This is a genomic window from Pseudomonas sp. GW822-FHT06D10 (assembly GCF_058799535.1).
This window is the reverse complement of record NZ_JBXALN010000010.1, coordinates 231,812-250,661: the sequence shown is the minus strand read 5'-3', so window position 1 is coordinate 250,661 and position 18,850 is coordinate 231,812. Positions and strand designations below refer to the sequence as shown.

The following is an 18,850-nucleotide window of genomic DNA, read 5'->3' as shown; positions in this document are numbered from 1 at the left end:
GCTCCTGCACCAATCGGACAGGAGCCGGCGAAGGCGAAGGCGGGTCTCAGGAGTAGCGCAAAGCGTGGGCCGGCTCGACCTTGGACGCGCGCCAGGCCGGATACACGGTCGCCAGGAAGCTCAGAACGAAGCCGGCACCACAGATCAGCACCACGTCGCCGCCCTGCAGTTCAGAAGGCAGGTTACTGACGAAATACACATCGGAACTGAAGATCTGCTGGCCGCTGATTCTTTCCAGCCAGCCCACCAGCTCACTCACGTTCAGTGCCGCGATTACCCCCAGCACCCCACCGATCAGGGTGCCGACGATACCGATCACCGTCCCCTGGACCATGAAGATCGCCATGATCTGCCGTGGTGTGGCGCCGATGGTGCGCAGGATCGCGATGTCCGCCCCCTTGTCATTCACCACCATGATCAAGGTGGCGATGATGTTGAATGCCGCCACCGCCACGATCATCAGCAGCAACAGGCCGATCATGGTCTTTTCCATCTTCATCGCACTGAACAGGCTGCCCTGGGTGTGGGTCCAGTCATCGGCGCGGAAGTCCGCCCCCAGGCCCTTGGCGATATCCGCCGAGACCTTTGGCGCGGCATACAGGTCCTTGACCGCCAGGCGCACGCTCTGCACCTGGTTCGGCTGCCAGTGCTGCATTTCTGCAGCATCGGCCACATGAATCAGGCCCATGGAGCCATCCAGCTCGGCCCCCACCTTGAACACCCCAACCACGTTGAGGCGTTGCATGCGCGGGGTGATCCCCCCCGGTGCGGTGCTCACTTCAGGCACGATCAGGGTCAGCTTGTCGCCGACGTTCAGACGAAAGCGCCGGGCCGTGATCTCGCCGATCACCACGCCGAACTCGCCAGGTTTCAGGTCTTGCAGACTGCCCTGGACAATATGCTGGGCAACGATGGACACCTTGCCTTCCTGGGCCGGATCGATGCCGCTGATCTGGATCGGCTGCATCGCCCCCTTGTAGGAGAGCATGCCCTCCATCTCGGTAAAGGGCACCGCGGCGGTGACTTCCGGATTCTTCAGGGCCGCCGCGGCCACCGGCTGCCAGTCATCGATGGGCTTGACCCCAACGATAGTGGCGTGGGGCACCATGCCGAGGATGCGCGAGCTCATTTCCCGCTGGAAGCCGTTCATCACCGACAGCACCACGATCATCGCCAACACGCCCAGGGCGAGGCCGATCATCGAGGTCATGGAAATGAACGAGACAAAACGATTGCGCCGCTTGGCGCGGGTGTAGCGCGTGCCGATAAAGATCGATAAAGGTCTGAACATGGGCAAGGCACCCTGGAAAGATTAATGACCCGGCATCGACAGCCCAGCCGCCGACGCCGTGTGCGGGCGCATCAGATGGCGACCAGGTGACCTTCCTGCAGGTGCAGTACGCGGTCCATCTGTCGAGCCAGGTTCATGTCGTGGGTCACCACCAGGAAGGCGGTGCGCATCGAGGTACTGAGCTCCAGCATCAGGTCCTGAATTCCCTGGGCCGTGTGCGAGTCGAGGTTGCCGGTGGGCTCATCGAGCATCACCAGCCCCGGCTTGTTCACCAGCGCCCGGGCAATGGCCACCCGCTGGCGCTCGCCACCGGACAGCTCGGCCGGTTTGTGCTCCAGCCGATGGCCGAGCCCGACCCGCTCCAGCAGCGCGGTGGCACGCTGACGGGCTTCCGGGATCGGCGTGCGGCCAATCAGCAGCGGCATGCAGACGTTCTCCAGCGCGGTGAACTCCGGCAGCAGGTGGTGGAACTGGTAGACGAAGCCCAGGGCACGGTTGCGCAACTGGCCGCGGGCCTTCTCGCCCAGCGCCGAAAGCTCCTCGCCCGCCAGCCAGACGCTGCCCTTGGATGGCGTATCCAGGCCGCCCAGCAGGTTGAGCAAGGTACTCTTGCCCGAGCCGGAAGTGCCGACGATGGCCACTCGCTCACCCGGGTGCAGCTCCAGTTGCAGGCCAGACAGGACCACTACCGATTCCGGGCCTTCCTCATAGGACTTGCCCAGGTCGCGGCAGCTCAGGATTGCTTTTTCACTCATGCCCAACTCACTCATAACGTAGCGCCTCCGCAGGCTGGGTGCGCGCCGCACGCCAGGCTGGATACAGGGTGGCGAGGAAACTCAGGACCAATGCCGCGCCGCAGACCATCAATACATCCTCGGCCATCAGTTGCGACGGCAGGTAGTCGATGAAATACACGTCGGCATTCAGGAATTTGTGGCCGATCAGGCCTTCAAGAGCGGAAATCGCGGCACTCACATTCAGCGCCGCCAGCATCCCCAGCACAGCACCGATCAGGGTGCCGACCACGCCGATCACCGTGCCCTGGACCATGAAGATCGCCATGATGGTCCCCGGCGTCGCTCCCAGGGTGCGGAGAATGGCGATATCGCCCTTCTTATCGTTCACCACCATCACCAGGGTCGAGATGATGTTGAACGCGGCCACCGCGACAATCAGCAGCAGCAACAGGCCGATCATGGCTTTTTCCATGCGGATGGCCTGGTACAGGTTGCCGTGGGTACGGGTCCAGTCGCGGGCGTAATAGTGGTTCTCACCCAGCTGCTGGGCGATTTCCCAGGCGGTGCGCGGGGCCTGGAACAGGTCGTCGAACTTCAGCCGCAGGCCTTGTACCTGATCCGCCTTCCAGCGGTGCAGGCGACCCAGGTCCTGGAGGTTGGTCAGGCCCAGGTAGCCGTCGATCTCGCCGGCGCCGACATGGAAGATGCCCACCACGGTAAAACGCTTCATCCGTGGGAACATCCCGGCCGGGGTCACCGTGACTTCCGGGGCGACGAAGGTCAGCTTGTCTCCCAGGCCGACACCCAGCTTGGTTGCCGCCTTGTCACCAATGACAATGCCGAAGCTACCGGGCGCCAGCGCGTCCAACTGCCCCTGCTGCATGAAGTGGTCGATGATCGACACCTGCCGCTCCTGCTCAGGGTCGATGGCATTGAGCAGCACCTTCTGCACCTGGCCGTTGTTGGTCAACAGGCCCTGCATCTGGGTGAACGGCGCCACCGCCAGCACTTTGGGGTTCTGCTTGACCTTGTCGGCCAGGCTTTGCCAGTCGCTGATGGGTTCGCCGGATTCGATGGTGGCGTGGGGCACCATGCCCAGCACGCGGGTGCGCATCTCATGATCGAAGCCGTTCATCACCGACAGCACCACGATCATCACGATCACGCCAAGGGCGAGTCCGATCATCGAAGTCAGGGAAATGAATGACACAAAATGATTGCGACGCTTTGCACGGGTGTAACGCGTGCCGATAAAAGCAAACAGAGGTCTGAACATGTCGGGGCTTGTGCAGAGGAAAAGAAGACGTCCTTGTGGCGGGGCCTGGTAAGCAGCTTTACACTCAGACCACTGCCTCTACCATGGGTTCGCCATGTCGACATTAGATGAAGAAGATCGCCGCGAATACTACCGTATCGAGGACACGATCGCACTGGAAATTAGCCCCTTGTCCGCCCTCGACGCGGCGAGCAAGGAAGTGTTGCAGGATGAGTCCCCACTGTTCAATCTGCTCAGTGAACTGCACCTGAGCGAGTTCGAATCCCAGCATCTGCTGCGCCAGGTCAGCGAGCGCGATCGCACCCTGGCCAGCTACCTCAAGGCCATGAACAAACGCATCGACCTGCTCAGCCAGGTGGTGGCGCAAACGGTGTTCGGCAAGTTCGGCGAGCCGCAGCGGGTCATTCTGTCCGAGGGCGGCATCGAATTCAGCCATCACCAGTGCTACCCAACCGGCAGCCATCTGGCGGTGAAGCTGTTGCTGATGCCGCAGGCCCTGGGCCTGCTGCTGCGGGCCAAGGTCACCCACTGCGAGCCCCAGAGCTTTGGCACCTTCGAGATCGGCACCGAGTTCGAAGCATTGACCGATGCCCAACGCCAGCTGCTGGCGCGCTATATCCTGCAGAAACAGGCCCAGCAACGCCGCCAGGCCCGGGAGCAGAGCGACCCCGCCGCCGGCTGAGCAATACGCCCGACCCTCTCTTAAGGAACAACATCCGTGAAGGAGCAATTGTGACCCTGATCTATGGCCATCGCGGCGCTAAAGGCGAAGCACCGGAAAATACCCTGACCAGCTTTCAGGAGTGCCTCAAGCACGGCGTGCGTCGTTGCGAGCTCGACTTGCACCTGTCCATGGACGGCGAGTTGATGGTGATCCACGACCCGACCCTCAAGCGCACCACAGACCGGCGCGGCAAAGTGGTGGAGCATTCCGCCGCCGAGCTGGTGACCTACGACGCGCGCAAGGGCGGCCCGGGCTGGGTCAACCCCTGCCCCATTCCGCGCCTGGAAGAGCTGTTCGAGAAATGCGACTTCGAGCACTGGCAGCTGGAGGTCAAGAGCGCCTCGCGCACTCGCGCCGCCACCACAGTGCTGGCGATTCGCGAAATGGCCCAGCGTTTCGGCCTGCTGGACAAGGTCACCGTGACCTCAAGTTCTCGGGAAGTATTGAAGGCCGCCGTGGAGCTGACCCCGGACCTGTCCCGCGGACTGGTAGCCGAATACGCCTGGCTCGACCCATTGAAGGTCGCCCAGAGCTATGGCTGCGAGATTCTGGCGTTGAACTGGACACTGTGCACCCCAGAGCGTCTGCAACGGGCGCAGCGTCAGGGCTTGCATGTGTCGGTATGGACGGTCAACGAGCCTGCGCTGATGCGCAGGCTCGCCGACTTCGGCGTAGATAGCCTGATTACAGACTTTCCCGGTTTGGCCAGCGCCACCCTCGAGAATCGCTGAAATCGGTCTCCCCGGCCGGCTCAGGCCACCGGCCGGAGCCGCTCAAAAAAGCCGGTTGAGGCCATCGTATGCCGCTACCCGATAGGCTTCGGCCATGGTCGGGTAGTTGAAGGTGGTGTTGACGAAGTACTTCAGGGTATTGAGCTCGCCCGGCTGGCTCATGATCGCCTGGCCGATGTGCACGATCTCCGAAGCCTGGTAGCCGAAGCAATGGACGCCGAGGACTTCCAGGGTTTCCCGGTGGAACAGGATCTTCAGCATGCCTTGAGGCTCGCCGGCGATCTGCGCACGGGCCATGCCCTTGAAGAACGCCTTGCCCACCTCGTAAGGCACCTTGGCCTGGGTCAGTTCCTGCTCGTTCTTGCCGATGGAGCTGATCTCGGGAATGGTGTAGATCCCGGTCGGCACGTCGTTGACGAAGCGCCAGCTGCCGTTGTCGACAATGCTGCCGGCCGCGGAACGACCCTGGTCGTGGGCGGCACTGGCCAGGCTCGGCCAGCCGATCACGTCACCGGCCCCGTAGATGTTCGGTACGCAGGTGCGGTAGTTCTCGTCGACTTCGATCTGGCCACGGCTGTTGACCTTGACCCCGATGTTCTCCATGCCCAGCTTGTCGGTGTTGCCGGTACGGCCGTTGCACCAGAGCAAGGCGTCGGCCTTGATCTTCTTGCCGGACTTGAGGTGCAGGATCACGCCGTTGTCCACACCTTCAACGCGGTCGTATTCCTCGTTGTGGCGCACGGTGATGTTGTTGTTGCTGAAGTGGTAGCTCAGGGCCTGGGAGATTTCCGAATCCAGGAAGCTCAGCAACTGGCCGCGGTTGTCCACCAGCTCCACCAGAACCCCCAGGCCACTGAAGATCGAGGCGTATTCGCAACCGATGACCCCGGCGCCGTAGACGATAAGTTTGCGCGGGGTATGGCCGAGGCTGAGGATGGTGTCGCTATCGTAGATACGCGGGTGGCTGAAATCGATATCCGCGGGGCGATAGGGGCGCGAGCCGGTGGCGATGATGATGTGCTTGGCTACCAGCTTTTCCACCACGCCGTTGGCGCAGACCACTTCCACGGTCTGCTCGTCGGCGAAGCTGCCAGTGCCGAAGAACACGTCGACCCGGTTGCGGGCGTAGTAGCCAGTACGCGAGGCCACTTGCTTGGAGATGACCTTCTCGGCGCTCTTGAGCACGTCCGGGAAGGAGAACCAGCGCGGCTCGCCAATGGCCCGGAACATCGGGTTGGTGTTGAACTGCATGATCTGCCGGACCGAGTGACGCAGGGCCTTGGACGGGATGGTACCCAGGTGGGTGCAGTTGCCGCCGACCTGGCGACGGCTATCGACCATCGCCACTTTGCGTCCTGCTTTCGCGGCGTTCATCGCCGCACCTTCTCCAGCGGGGCCTGAGCCCAGCACCACTACGTCGTAGTTGTAGACAGCCATGCGTACTCCTCAGAACAGGCCGAGACACCCTTCTGGCGTCTCCGGCTAAATCATGCCGCGGCCAGCGGCATGAAGGATCAATTTGGCTCGGTTACGAACCCGGGCACAGTCTATAGAAGCGTCAACGCCGCGCACATTAACCCTTGGTCGCGTCGTAGGCTACTTTTGCCTGCACTACAGGCTGCGCAACAGCGCACCAGGTTATTGTTTTTGCCCGGCCAGCAGCGCATCGAAAGCCGGGTTGCTGCGTGTGACGAAACCTGTAGCGCTGCGCATCACAAAAAATCCGGCGATGCCGTGTTTTTCCGCGTAGTCCCAGCCCGCCTCCGGGCCGAGTATCAGCAACAGCGTCGACAGGCCATCGGCCATCAACGCCGAAGGATGAATCACCGTTACCGAGGCCAACGGGTGGGCGATGGGTTGGCCGAGCCGGGCATCGAAGGTATGGGAGTAACGCTGGCCGTCCTGCTCGAAGTAATTACGGTAGTCGCCGGAAGTGGAAACGCCAAAACCATCCAGGGCGATCACCCGCTGGGCTACCTGCTGGTCATCACGCGGCTCCTCCAGGGCTATCCGCCATGGTGAGCCGTCGGGCTTGCGACCCACGGCCTTGAGCTCACCGGTGGCTTCGGCAAGGAAGCTGTCGATCCCCAGTTGCGTGAGCCGGGCAGCGATGCGGTCCACCGCATAACCGGCGGCGATGCTGTTGAAATCCACCTCCACCGGCGCATCCTTGCACAGCTCCTGCCCTTCGATACGCAGGTGAGCGTGCCCTACCCGCTGCCGCACCTCAGCCAGGGCTGGCGCGCCGGGAACCTTTTCCTCGCGCCCCTGAGGGCCAAAACCCCAGATATCCAGCAGCGGTTCCACCGTCAGGTCGAAGGCGCCGTCGCTGTCCCGGGACAACTGCTCACCCACTCGCACCAGTTGCAACACCGGCTCCGGCATCGGCTGGCAGCTATCAGCGGGCAAGGCGTTGAAACGCTCGATGTCCGAATCGCTGCGATAGGTGGACATCTGCCCGTCGACCTCGGCCAGAATCCCCTCGACCTCAGCCTGTACCAGGGACGGCGCCGGCCCCTGGGCGTGACGCACATACTGCACCGACCAGGTGCTGCCCATGGTCGGCCCGGAGAGGCTTTCCAGGCGCTCGCCGCCACAACCGGCCAACAGCACCAGCGCGGCGTACAAAGCGCTCCATCGCGATCGTTGCTTACCCGACAAGGTGTTCCTCCCGATCAACCGCCCTGCTGGGCCAGCTGGCAGTGCAAATGGCCATTATGCGACAGACGGAGGCCGCCTGCCCGGCGTCCCACCGCCTTGGCTACGGGCAGAACCTTGATCTAGAGCCGCCCTGCCACCCCAAGAGTTTTTGTTGCCGGATGGCTTTCATACACATATCGTTACAAAACTGTTCAGCGTGCAGCCTCGAGCCCCGACTTTGCAGTAAGGGACGCATAACGACCAGGGATTGCTAACAAGACAGCCAAAGTGAGTGAAAAAAATGTCCACGACCACGGGCAAAGGCAAGGCGATCTTTCGCGTTGTCAGCGGCAACTTTCTCGAGATGTTCGACTTCATGGTCTACGGCTTCTACGCCACGGCGATTGCCAAGACCTTCTTTCCTGCGGACAGCGCCTTCGCCTCGTTGATGCTGTCCCTGGCGACCTTTGGCGCGGGCTTCCTGATGCGCCCCCTGGGAGCGATTTTCCTCGGTGCCTACATTGACCGTCACGGCCGTCGCCAAGGCCTGATCATTACCCTGGCACTGATGGCCGCGGGCACCGTGCTGATTGCCTGCGTGCCGGGCTACGCCACCCTTGGCGTCGCCGCGCCCTTGCTGGTGCTGCTGGGTCGCCTGCTGCAGGGCTTTTCCGCCGGCGTCGAGCTGGGCGGGGTGTCGGTGTACCTCGCCGAAATCTCCACGCCGGGCCGCAAGGGCTTCTTCGTCAGCTGGCAGTCGGCCAGCCAACAGGCCGCAGTGGTCTTCGCCGGCCTGCTGGGCGTAGGCCTGAACCACTGGCTGAGCCCCGAGCAAATGGGGGACTGGGGCTGGCGCGTGCCGTTCCTGGTGGGCTGCATGATTGTTCCGGCGATCTTCATGATCCGTCGCTCCCTGGAAGAGACCCCGGAGTTCCAGGCCCGCAAGCATCGCCCTTCGCTGCAGGAAATCGTCCGTTCCATCGGCCAGAACTTCGGCATCGTCATCGCTGGCATGGCTCTGGTGGTGATGACCACCGTCTCCTTCTACCTGATCACCGCCTACACCCCGACCTTCGGCAAGGCCGAACTGCACCTGTCGGACTTCGACGCCCTGCTGGTAACCGTGTGCATCGGCCTGTCGAACTTCTTCTGGCTGCCGGTCATGGGGTCGCTGTCGGACAAGATCGGCCGCAAGCCGCTGCTGCTGGGGGCGACCATCCTGGCGATCTTCACGGCTTATCCGGCATTGTCCTGGCTGGTGGCCAACCCCAGCTTCAGCCACCTGCTGATCGTCGAGCTGTGGCTGTCTTTCCTCTATGGCTCGTACAACGGCGCGATGGTGGTGGCCCTGACTGAAATCATGCCGGTGGAAGTGCGCACCACGGGTTTCTCCCTGGCCTACAGCCTGGCGACTGCCACCTTCGGCGGCTTTACCCCGGCGGCCTGTACCTACCTGATCCACGTCCTGGGCAACCAGGCGGCACCGGGCATCTGGCTCAGTGGCGCGGCGGTGCTGGGGCTGGTGGCTACCCTGGTGCTGTTCCGCGGCAATCGCCACGAACTGCGTACCGCGCAAGCGGCAACAGCGCGCGGCGCCTGAGACAAAAGCTTCGCTGGCAAGCCAGCTCCTACGGTTGCGCCGACCTGGCTTGCCGGCGCAAGCCACAAACAAAAACGCCCCGACAAGTCGGGGCGTTTTCATTTCAGCAGTCGCTTAGCGTGGGAACGCTGGCGGGTTGACCCCGGCCATGTCTTCCATCACGCGCACTACCTGGCAGCTGTAACCGAACTCGTTGTCGTACCAGACGTACAGAACAACGCGGTTGTCCTGGACGATGGTCGCTTCAGCGTCGACCACACCGGCGTGACGCGAGCCCACGAAGTCGGTGGACACCACTTCCTGCGAGTTGACGAAGTCGATCTGCTTGTGCAGGTCGGAGTGCAGCGCCATGTAGCGCAGGTACTCGTTCATCTCTTCACGGGTGGCGGCTTTCTCGAGGTTCAGGTTGAGAATGGCCATCGACACGTTTGGCGTCGGAACGCGGATCGCGTTACCGGTCAGCTTGCCGGCCAGCTCAGGCAGGGCCTTGGCAGCAGCAGTAGCAGCACCGGTCTCGGTGATCACCATGTTCAGCGCGGCGCTACGGCCACGGCGATCGCCCTTGTGGAAGTTGTCGATCAGGTTCTGGTCGTTGGTGTACGAGTGAACGGTTTCGACGTGACCGTTGATGATGCCGAACTTGTCATTCACAGCCTTCAGCACCGGCACGATGGCGTTGGTGGTGCAGGAAGCGGCGGACACGATCTTGTCGTCAGCGGTGATTTCGTTGTGGTTGATACCGTGAACGATGTTCTTCAGCTTGCCTTTGCCTGGCGCGGTCAGAACAACGCGATCGATACCCGGGCAGGCCAGGTGCTGGCCCAGACCGTCGGCGTCACGCCATACACCGGTGTTGTCCACCAGCAGAGCGTCCTTGATGCCGTACTGGGTGTAGTCCACTTCGGTCGGGTTCTTCGCGTAGATGACCTGGATCAGGTTACCGTTGGCGGTGATGGTGTTGTTTTCTTCGTCGATGGTGATGGTGCCGTTGAACGAACCGTGCACCGAGTCGCGACGCAGCAGGCTGGCGCGCTTGGTCAGGTCGTTTTCGGCGCCCTTGCGCACCACGATGGCGCGCAGACGCAGGCCGTCGCCACCACCGGTTTTTTCGATCAGGATGCGCGCCAGCAGACGGCCGATACGACCGAAGCCGTACAGGACTACGTCAGTGCCTTTGCGGGCCGAAGCATTTTGCTGGCCAACCACATCAGCCATTTCTTCGCGAACGAACTGCTCGGCGCTGCGGCCATTGCCTTCGTTACGGAATTTGAACGCCAACTTGCCCAGGTCTACCGATGCCGCGCCGAGCTTGAGCTCGCTCATGGCTTTAAGCAGAGGGAATGTTTCGTGGACGGAGAGTTCGCTATCGTCGGAGGAACGGTGGCGAGCAAAGCGGTGAGCTTTGAGAATCGCGATGACAGACTGGTTGATCAGGCTGCGGCCATAGATCGAGCTCACCACGTTGTTATTGCGGTAGAGCTGACCGATAAGCGGAATCATCGCTTCTGCGAGTGCTTCACGGTCGATCCATTCACCAAGACACTGGTCGGGCTTCTGAGTCACGGGAACCTTCCACATGTAGGGGCAGAAAAAAGGGGCTACATTATGCCGCCCAGTTCCTGTCGTAGCAATGCGCGCCTGTCGTGCGGAACGTAACAAAAAGCCCTTGCAAAAAAACACCACTGTGCTGGAGACCAGTAAAACCGCGGCTTCCAGCAGCGTCAATTTTTTGGACATCACACCAGCCTGTCTGTAACCCTCCGTAACACCAGCCGCAATCGGCACTACATTTCAGGTCAAGAAGCGCATTTTGTTGTCATAGCCACTACATTTGCCCCAACCAGCGTATTAGACGCATCAGCCACTGACAGTGGCTGCCCGGGGCCGTTACAATTACCGACTTTGTCGCAACGCTTGGAGCTTGACCGTCCGTGCCCGTCCTGCGTCTACCGCTACTCCCTGCCGCCGCCGGCAAACAGCATTGGGGCAACTTGCCCGGTGCCGCCCTGAGCCTGGCCATCGCCGAAGCCGCCAGCGCTGCCAAGCGCTTCACCCTCCTGCTGACTGCCGACAGCCAAAGCGCTGACCGGCTGGAACAGGAGCTGAGCTTCTTCGCCCCGGATCTGCCGGTGCTGCATTTTCCTGACTGGGAAACCCTGCCCTACGACCTGTTCTCGCCGCACCAGGACATCATTTCCCAGCGCATCGCCAGCCTCTATCGGCTGCCGGAGCTGGAACATGGCGTGCTGGTGGTGCCGATCACCACTGCCCTGCACCGCCTGGCGCCCACTCAGTTCCTGCTGGGCAGCAGCCTGGTGCTGGACGTCGGCCAGAAGCTCGATGTGGAACAGATGCGCACCCGCCTGGAAGCCAGTGGTTACCGCTACGTGGACACCGTCTACGAACACGGCGAGTTCACCGTGCGCGGCGCACTGATCGATCTGTTTCCCATGGGCAGCAAGCTGCCCTATCGCATCGACCTGTTCGACGACGAAATCGAGACCCTGCGCACCTTCGATCCGGAGAACCAGCGCTCCATCGACAAGGTCGACTCGGTGCGCCTGCTGCCGGCCAAGGAGTTCCCGCTGCAGAAAGAAGCGGTGACCCGCTTCAAGGCGCGCTTTCGCGAACGCTTCGATGTGGACTTCCGCCGCTGCCCGATCTTCCAGGACCTGAGCAGCGGGATTACCCCGGCCGGTATCGAGTACTACCTGCCGCTGTTCTTCGAAGAGACCTCGACCCTGTTCGACTACCTGCCCCAGGACACCCAGGTGTTTTCCCTGCCGGGCATCGAACAGGCCGCGGAAAACTTCTGGAACGATGTACGCAACCGCTATGAAGAGCGCCGCGTCGACCCTTCGCGCCCGCTCCTGCCCCCGGCCGAACTGTTCCTGCCAGTGGAAGACTGCTTCGCCCGGCTGAAGAACTGGCCGCGAGTGGTGGCCAGCCAGCAGGACATCGAAACCGGTGTCGGCCGCGAACGCTTCCCGGCCCACGAGCTGCCGAACCTGGCCATCGAAGCCAAGGCCAACCAGCCGCTGGCAGCACTTTCGGGCTTTCTCGACGAGTTCCCCGGGCGAGTGCTGTTCACCGCCGAATCCGCCGGCCGCCGGGAAGTGCTGCTGGAGCTGCTGGAGCGCCTCAAGCTGCGGCCCAAGACCGTCGACAGCTGGCCGGACTTCGTCGCCAGCAAGGAACGCCTGGCAATCACCATCGCCCCGCTGGACGAAGGCCTGGTGCTGGACGATCCGGCCCTGGCCCTGGTGGCCGAAAGCCCGTTGTTCGGCCAGCGAGTGATGCAGCGTCGGCGCCGGGAAAAGCGCGCCGATGCCAACAACGATGCGGTGATCAAGAACCTCACCGAGCTGCGTGAAGGCGCGCCGGTGGTGCATATCGACCATGGCGTCGGTCGCTACCTGGGCCTGGCGACCCTGGAAATCGACAACCAGGCCGCCGAGTTCCTGACCCTGGAATACGCCGAGGGCGCCAAGCTTTATGTGCCCGTGGCCAACCTGCACCTGATCGCCCGCTACACCGGCAGCGACGACGCCCTCGCGCCCCTGCATCGCCTGGGCTCGGAAGCCTGGCAGAAGGCCAAGCGCAAGGCCGCCGAACAGGTGCGCGATGTGGCTGCCGAACTGCTGGACATCTATGCCCGCCGCGCCGCCCGCGAAGGCTATGCCTTTGCTGACCCGAAGGCCGACTACGCCACCTTCAGTGCCGGCTTCCCCTTCGAGGAAACCCCGGACCAGCAGAGCACCATCGAAGCGGTGCGCGAGGACATGCTGTCGGGCAAGCCCATGGACCGCCTGGTATGCGGCGACGTGGGCTTCGGCAAGACCGAAGTGGCCATGCGCGCTGCCTTCATCGCGGTCCACGGCGGCAAGCAAGTGGCGATCCTGGTGCCCACCACCCTGCTCGCCCAGCAGCACTACAACAGCTTCCGCGACCGCTTCGCCGACTGGCCGGTGACCGTGGAAGTGATGAGCCGCTTCAAGTCCACCAAGGAAGTGAATGCTGCGGTGGCGGACCTCGCCGAAGGCAAGATCGACATCGTCATCGGCACCCACAAGCTGTTGCAGGACGATGTGAAGATCAAGAACCTGGGGCTGGTGATCATCGACGAAGAACACCGTTTCGGGGTGCGCCAGAAAGAGCAGCTCAAGGCGCTGCGCAGCGAAGTCGACATCCTGACCCTGACCGCCACGCCGATCCCGCGGACCCTGAACATGGCCGTCTCGGGCATGCGCGATCTGTCGATCATCGCCACCCCGCCGGCCCGGCGCCTGTCGGTGCGCACCTTCGTCATGGAGCAGAACAAGAGCACGGTCAAAGAGGCCCTGCTGCGCGAACTGCTGCGTGGCGGCCAGGTGTACTACCTGCACAACGACGTGAAGACCATCGAGAAATGCGCCGCCGACCTGGCCGAACTGGTGCCCGAGGCACGGATCGGCATCGGCCACGGGCAGATGCGCGAACGCGAACTCGAACAGGTGATGAGCGACTTCTATCACAAGCGCTTCAACGTGCTGATCGCCTCGACCATCATCGAGACCGGCATCGACGTGCCCAGCGCCAACACCATCATTATCGAGCGCGCCGACAAGTTCGGCCTGGCCCAGTTGCACCAGTTGCGCGGTCGGGTCGGGCGCAGCCACCACCAGGCCTACGCATACCTCTTGACGCCACCGCGCCAGCAGATCACCCCGGACGCGGAAAAACGCCTGGAGGCCATCGCCAACACCCAGGACCTGGGAGCCGGCTTCGTCCTGGCCACCAACGACCTGGAGATCCGTGGCGCTGGCGAACTGCTGGGCGACGGCCAGAGCGGGCAGATCCAGGCCGTGGGCTTCACCCTCTACATGGAAATGCTCGAACGCGCGGTGAAGGCCATCCGCAAGGGCGAGCAACCGAACCTCGACCAGCCACTGGGTGGCGGCCCGGAAATCAACCTGCGCTTGCCGGCACTGATTCCCGAGGACTACCTGCCGGACGTGCACGCGCGCCTGATCCTCTACAAGCGCATCGCGTCGGCCACCGACGAGGACGGCCTGAAGGACCTGCAAGTGGAGATGATCGACCGCTTCGGCCTGCTGCCGGAGCCGACCAAGAACCTGATCCGACTGACTCTGCTCAAACTCCAGGCAGAGCAACTGGGGATCAAGAAGGTCGACGGCGGCCCACAAGGCGGCCGCATCGAGTTCGCCGCAGATACACCGGTAGACCCACTGGCCTTGATCAAACTGATCCAGGGCCAGCCCAAACGCTACAAATTCGAAGGCGCAACCCTGTTCAAGTTCATGGTGCCGATGGAGCGCCCGGAAGAGCGCTTTAATACATTGGAGGCACTGTTTGAGCGCCTCACCCCGAAATCTGCTTGAAGGACGCCCCATGCGCCTGTTCCGCTCCCTGACCCTGCTCCTGGCCCTGGTCGCGCCAACGGCCTTTGCCGATGACCTGTACCAGGTGGAAATGATCCTCGTACGGCAGAACGCCGAGCCGCTGATCGTCAGCCGTGCAGCCCCCGAAGACTGGGCCGCCGGCGCTCAACGGCTGAGCCCGGACAGCCTGCGTACCCCGGCCCTGGGCAGCATCGTGGAAAAGCTCGGCGCCAGCGGCAGCTACAGCGTGCTGTTGCACAAGGCCTGGCAACAGACCCTGGGGGAAACCCCGGTAAAGGTTGCCCTCAGCGATGGCCCGGAACAGTTCGGCCAGTTCCCCATCGAAGGCACCCTGAGCCTGAAGCTCGGGCGCTTCACCGATGTGGACGCGGACTTCTGGGTCAACCAGATCGACAGCAACGGCCTGGTCACCAGCAGCGAGCGCCTGAAACAGCAGAGCCATACCAAGAATGGCCAGCTCAACTACCTGGACAACGGCCACCTGGCGCTGCTGATCAAGATCACCTCGCTGACCGCACCGGCACCGCGCCCCGCTCCAACTGAAATTCCGGACTGATCGAAGTCCCTATGACCCCGCCCCTGACCAAACCCCTGGCCTCCTCCTGGGTCAACCGCTTCAAGGAACAAGCCTTGGAGCGTGGCCGGCGCTACGCCCTGGAAAAACGCGTGCGCATCGCCACGGCCGGAGACAGCGCTATCACCGCCAGTTGCGAAGGCTCCGGCGGCACCGTGTACCGGCAGACCATCACCCTGCGCGAATCGAGCAAGGGCAACCTGCTGCTGATCGACGCCCACTGCACCTGCCCAGTACGCAGCAACTGCAAGCACATCGCTGCGGTGCTGCTGCAAGTGGAGGAAACCCTGGCCTACCCGGCGGCAGCCCAGGACGCCGAACTGCTGGAAAAGCTCTCCGCAGTCCTCGACAGCCGTCGCCCCGCCGCCCTGCCCCAGGTACTACTGGAAGACGTGCGCCCAGTGCCGCGGCTGTGGCTGGCAAGCATCGAGTTCAGCGCCTTCGAACCGCGCAACGGCAAGATGCAGCGCTACATCCAGCACCGCGCCGCACTGTCGTTCAACTACAGGGGCGAGTACGCCAGCGGGCAGAAGAACACCGATGTGATCATCCGCCAGGAACACCAGAGCCTGCGCATCAAGCGCCAGCCCGAGCTGGAGCAGGGCTGGCGCGAGCAATTGCGAGGCCTGGGCTTCAAGATCGCCACCCGGCAGAGCAAGGCACTGCCGGAAAGCGCCGGCGAGCTGTTCGAGATGGTCAACGACAGCGCCTGGCTGACCTTCACCCTCAACGAACTGCCCAAGCTGCGCAGCCAGGGCTGGGAGCTGCAGATCGACGAGGGCTTCGGCTTCGACCTGACGGCGGTGGACGACTGGTACGCCAGTGTCGACGAGGCCCCGGGCCGCGACTGGTTCGACCTGGAACTGGGGATCATCGTCAACGGCGAGCGCTTGAGCCTGCTGCCGATTTTACTCAACCTGATGCGCTCACACACCGAGATCCTCAATCCGGAGCGCCTGGCCAAGCGCCGCGACGACGAGCTGATCCTGGTGAACATTCCCCATCGGCCCAACTCCCTGCATGGTCCGCTGCAAGTGGCACTGCCCTATGGCCGCCTGAAGCCGGTACTGGCAACCCTGGGCGAGTTCTATCTGCAAGAACCCGGCGATACCACCCTGCGCTTGAGCAGCGCCGACGCCACCCGCCTCAACCCGTTGCAGGACCTGCCACTGCTATGGGAAGGCGGCGAACACATTCGCACCTTCGCCCAGCGCCTGCGGGACATCCGCGACTACTCGGCGCCGGCGCCCCAGGGCCTGAACGCCACCCTGCGCCCCTATCAGCTCGAAGGCCTGAGCTGGATGCAGTCACTGCGCCAGCTGGAAGTGGGCGGCATCCTGGCCGACGACATGGGCCTGGGCAAGACCCTGCAAACCCTGGCGCACATACTCAGCGAGAAGAACGCCGGGCGCCTGGACCGCCCCTGCATGGTGGTAATGCCCACCAGCCTGATTCCCAACTGGCTGGACGAGGCCGCGCACTTCACCCCGCAGCTCAAGGTACTGGCGCTGTATGGCGCCGGGCGCAAGAAACACTTCGCCCAACTGGGCGACCATGACTTGCTGCTGACCACCTATGCGCTGCTGCCCAAGGACATCGAACTGCTGGCGGCCCAGCCCCTGCATGTGCTGATCCTCGATGAGGCGCAGTACATCAAGAACCCGTCGAGCAAGGCCGCCCAGGCTGCTCGGGAACTCAATGCCCGGCAGCGCCTGTGCCTGTCCGGCACGCCGTTGGAAAACCATCTGGGAGAGCTCTGGTCGCTGTTCCACTTCCTCATGCCGGGCTGGCTTGGCGATGCCAAGAGCTTCAACCGTGACTACCGGGTACCGATTGAAAAGCACGCCAGCGAGGTGCGCCTGCAGCACCTCAACGGCCGGATCAAGCCCTTCCTGCTGCGCCGTACCAAGGAGCAAGTGGCCACCGAACTGCCGCCCAAGACCGAGATCATCCACTGGGTCGAGCTCAACGAGGCGCAGCGTGATGTCTACGAAACCATGCGCCTGGCCATGGACAAGAAAGTGCGCGACGAAATCACCCGCAAAGGTGTGGCACGCAGCCAGATCATCATTCTTGAAGCCCTGCTCAAACTGCGCCAGGTGTGCTGCGACCTGCGCCTGGTCAACGACTCGCCACCCACACGGGGCAGCTCCTCAGGCAAGCTCGACAGCCTGATGGAAATGCTTGAAGAACTGTTCGAAGAAGGCCGGCGGATTCTGCTGTTCTCGCAGTTCACCTCGATGCTGAGCCTGATCGAGGCCGAGCTGAAGCGGCGCAACATCGCCTACGCCTTGCTCACCGGCCAGACCCGGGACCGGCGCACTCCGGTACGGGACTTCCAGAGCGGCAAGCTGCAGATTTTCCTGATCAGCCTCAAGGCCGGTGGTGTCGGCCTCAACCTGACCGAAGCCGATACGGTGATTCACTACGACCCGTGGTGGAACCCGGCCACCGAGAGCCAGGCTACCGACCGCGCCTATCGCATCGGCCAGGAAAAGCCCGTGTTCGTCTACAAGCTGATTGCCCGAGGTACGGTGGAAGAAAAGATCCAGCACCTGCAGCAGGAAAAATCGGACCTGGCGGCAGGCGTGCTTGATGGGCGCAAGGCCGGTGACTGGAAGCTGCAGAGCGACGACATCGAAGCCTTGTTCGCCCCACTGCCGGACAACAAGGGCGGCCGCTGAGACCGGCCACGTGCGGGGGCATCCAGAATTGTCCGGAGTCCCCTTGCAAAGTCGTCAGTCGATCAACTGGGCATCCTTGAGGGCACCCAGCGCCGCCAACCAACGCGGATCCTGCTTGTACTCGATATTGGCGAAGGCCTGGCCACGCATCCGCGCGATGCGTGGCGAAGGCTGCACCTTGAGGCGCTGCACGGCACTCAGGGCCAGCTCGGCGGCAGCACGGTCATTGCATACCAGCCCCATGTCGCAACCGGCGGTCAGCGCCGCTTCGATCCGGCTTGCCGCGTCCCCGACGACATGGGCGCCGGCCATGGACAGGTCATCGCTGAAGATCACCCCGTCAAATTGCAGCTCTCCACGCAGGATGTCCTGCAACCAGTAGCGCGAGAAGCCGGCCGGTTGAGGGTCGACTTGCGGATAGATGACGTGCGCAGGCATCACTGCCGCCAACTGCGTGCTCAGACGAGCAAAGGGCAGCAGGTCCTTGGCACGGATTTCATCCAGACTGCGCTCGTCATTGGGAATCGCCACATGGGAGTCGGCCTCGGCCCAGCCGTGCCCGGGAAAGTGCTTGCCGGTAGCGGCCATGCCGGCGCTGTTCATACCGCGGATAAACGCACCGGCGAGCAACGCCGCCTGCTCGGGGTCGCCCTCAAAAGCCCGGCTGCCCACCACCGCGCTGCGCTGGTGATCGAGGTCCAGTACCGGGGCGAAGCTCAGGTCCAGCCCCACCGCCAGCACCTCGGTGGCCATGACCCAGCCACACTGCTCGGCCAGGTACTCGGCATTAGCATTGTCGGCCAGGGCACGCATGGCCGGCAGGCGCACAAAGCCCTGGCGCAGACGCTGCACCCGGCCGCCCTCCTGGTCCACGGCCAACAACAGGTCCGGGCGAATCGCGCGAATCGCCGCGCACAGCTCCCGTACCTGGCGCGGATGTTCGATATTGCGAGCGAAGATGATCAACCCACCGACCTGCGGCTGGCGCAGGAGTTGGCGATCTTCGGCCGTCAGCCAGGTACCGGCGACGTCCACCATCAAAGAGCCTTGCAGGCCAGCAGTCATAGAAATTCCTTAAGCACTACGATGGCTTCCAGGCAACGCTGTTCTAGCCGCATCCGCATGGATGCAGCCGGCCGAGCAGCATCGGCGCAGGGAAGGCACGGGATATAGAACGAGAATCGGCATGGG

The 18,850-nt window shown here is 63.0% G+C and carries 13 protein-coding genes; 6 read left to right on the top strand and 7 right to left on the bottom strand.

The window, feature by feature from the left end:
- Window positions 1-46: 46 nt before the first annotated feature.
- The 3 genes from AC1RL5_RS28445 to AC1RL5_RS28435 form a co-directional block, all read right to left on the bottom strand.
- Entirely contained in the window at window positions 47-1,291 is a 1,245-nt protein-coding gene (locus AC1RL5_RS28445; RefSeq protein ID WP_011060283.1) for a lipoprotein-releasing ABC transporter permease subunit, read from the bottom strand.
- 71 nt (window positions 1,292-1,362) lie between these two features.
- Window positions 1,363-2,046, bottom strand: coding sequence for a lipoprotein-releasing ABC transporter ATP-binding protein LolD (lolD, locus tag AC1RL5_RS28440; protein ID WP_015634822.1), 684 nt, complete (start codon window positions 2,044-2,046; stop codon window positions 1,363-1,365).
- A gap of 7 nt (window positions 2,047-2,053) precedes the next feature.
- On the bottom strand, window positions 2,054-3,304 hold the full coding sequence (locus AC1RL5_RS28435) for a lipoprotein-releasing ABC transporter permease subunit (protein WP_011060281.1): 1,251 nt from the start codon (window positions 3,302-3,304) through the stop codon (window positions 2,054-2,056).
- A gap of 94 nt (window positions 3,305-3,398) precedes the next feature.
- Here AC1RL5_RS28435 and AC1RL5_RS28430 point away from each other — a divergent pair, with 94 nt between their 5' ends.
- Window positions 3,399-3,986 carry a PilZ domain-containing protein gene (locus tag AC1RL5_RS28430; RefSeq protein WP_011060280.1) on the top strand — a complete coding sequence of 196 codons (588 nt, stop codon included), beginning with the start codon at window positions 3,399-3,401 and terminating at the stop codon, window positions 3,984-3,986.
- A gap of 50 nt (window positions 3,987-4,036) precedes the next feature.
- Entirely contained in the window at window positions 4,037-4,759 is a 723-nt protein-coding gene (locus AC1RL5_RS28425) for a glycerophosphodiester phosphodiesterase (RefSeq protein WP_015634820.1), read from the top strand.
- Window positions 4,760-4,801: 42 nt separating this feature from the next.
- Here the strand turns inward: AC1RL5_RS28425 and sthA are convergent, their stop codons facing one another.
- Window positions 4,802-6,196 carry a Si-specific NAD(P)(+) transhydrogenase gene (gene sthA / locus AC1RL5_RS28420; protein WP_011060278.1) on the bottom strand — a complete coding sequence of 465 codons (1,395 nt, stop codon included), beginning with the start codon at window positions 6,194-6,196 and terminating at the stop codon, window positions 4,802-4,804.
- 201 nt (window positions 6,197-6,397) lie between these two features.
- The gene (locus tag AC1RL5_RS28415) at window positions 6,398-7,372 is read right to left on the bottom strand and encodes an FAD:protein FMN transferase (protein WP_207239438.1); all 975 of its coding nucleotides are present in this window, start codon (window positions 7,370-7,372) and stop codon (window positions 6,398-6,400) included.
- 328 nt (window positions 7,373-7,700) lie between these two features.
- On the opposite strand from AC1RL5_RS28415, the gene AC1RL5_RS28410 reads away from it, so the two are divergent.
- Window positions 7,701-8,999 (top strand): MFS transporter, encoded by a 1,299-nt coding sequence (locus AC1RL5_RS28410; protein ID WP_072451563.1) that lies wholly within the window; start codon window positions 7,701-7,703, stop codon window positions 8,997-8,999.
- A 114-nt stretch (window positions 9,000-9,113) separates the two neighbouring features.
- Here AC1RL5_RS28410 and AC1RL5_RS28405 read toward each other — a convergent pair whose 3' ends face one another.
- Window positions 9,114-10,577: a glyceraldehyde-3-phosphate dehydrogenase gene (locus AC1RL5_RS28405; RefSeq protein ID WP_011060275.1), complete on the bottom strand. Its 1,464-nt coding sequence runs from the start codon at window positions 10,575-10,577 to the stop codon at window positions 9,114-9,116.
- Between the two features lie 353 nt (window positions 10,578-10,930).
- Here AC1RL5_RS28405 and mfd point away from each other — a divergent pair, with 353 nt between their 5' ends.
- Genes mfd through AC1RL5_RS28390 form a run of 3 tightly spaced genes read left to right on the top strand, consistent with a single transcriptional unit; the run spans window position 10,931 to window position 17,659 of the window.
- The gene (mfd, locus tag AC1RL5_RS28400; RefSeq protein WP_011060274.1) at window positions 10,931-14,380 is read left to right on the top strand and encodes a transcription-repair coupling factor; all 3,450 of its coding nucleotides are present in this window, start codon (window positions 10,931-10,933) and stop codon (window positions 14,378-14,380) included.
- A 10-nt stretch (window positions 14,381-14,390) separates the two neighbouring features.
- Complete coding sequence (locus AC1RL5_RS28395; RefSeq protein WP_015634817.1) at window positions 14,391-14,957, top strand: CsiV family protein; 567 nt, start codon at window positions 14,391-14,393, stop codon at window positions 14,955-14,957.
- 11 nt (window positions 14,958-14,968) lie between these two features.
- Window positions 14,969-17,659: a DEAD/DEAH box helicase gene (locus tag AC1RL5_RS28390; RefSeq protein ID WP_072451564.1), complete on the top strand. Its 2,691-nt coding sequence runs from the start codon at window positions 14,969-14,971 to the stop codon at window positions 17,657-17,659.
- A 54-nt stretch (window positions 17,660-17,713) separates the two neighbouring features.
- On the opposite strand, the gene nagZ is transcribed toward AC1RL5_RS28390, so the two are convergent.
- Entirely contained in the window at window positions 17,714-18,712 is a 999-nt protein-coding gene (gene nagZ, locus AC1RL5_RS28385) for a beta-N-acetylhexosaminidase (RefSeq protein WP_492589971.1), read from the bottom strand.
- Window positions 18,713-18,850 lie beyond the last annotated feature (138 nt).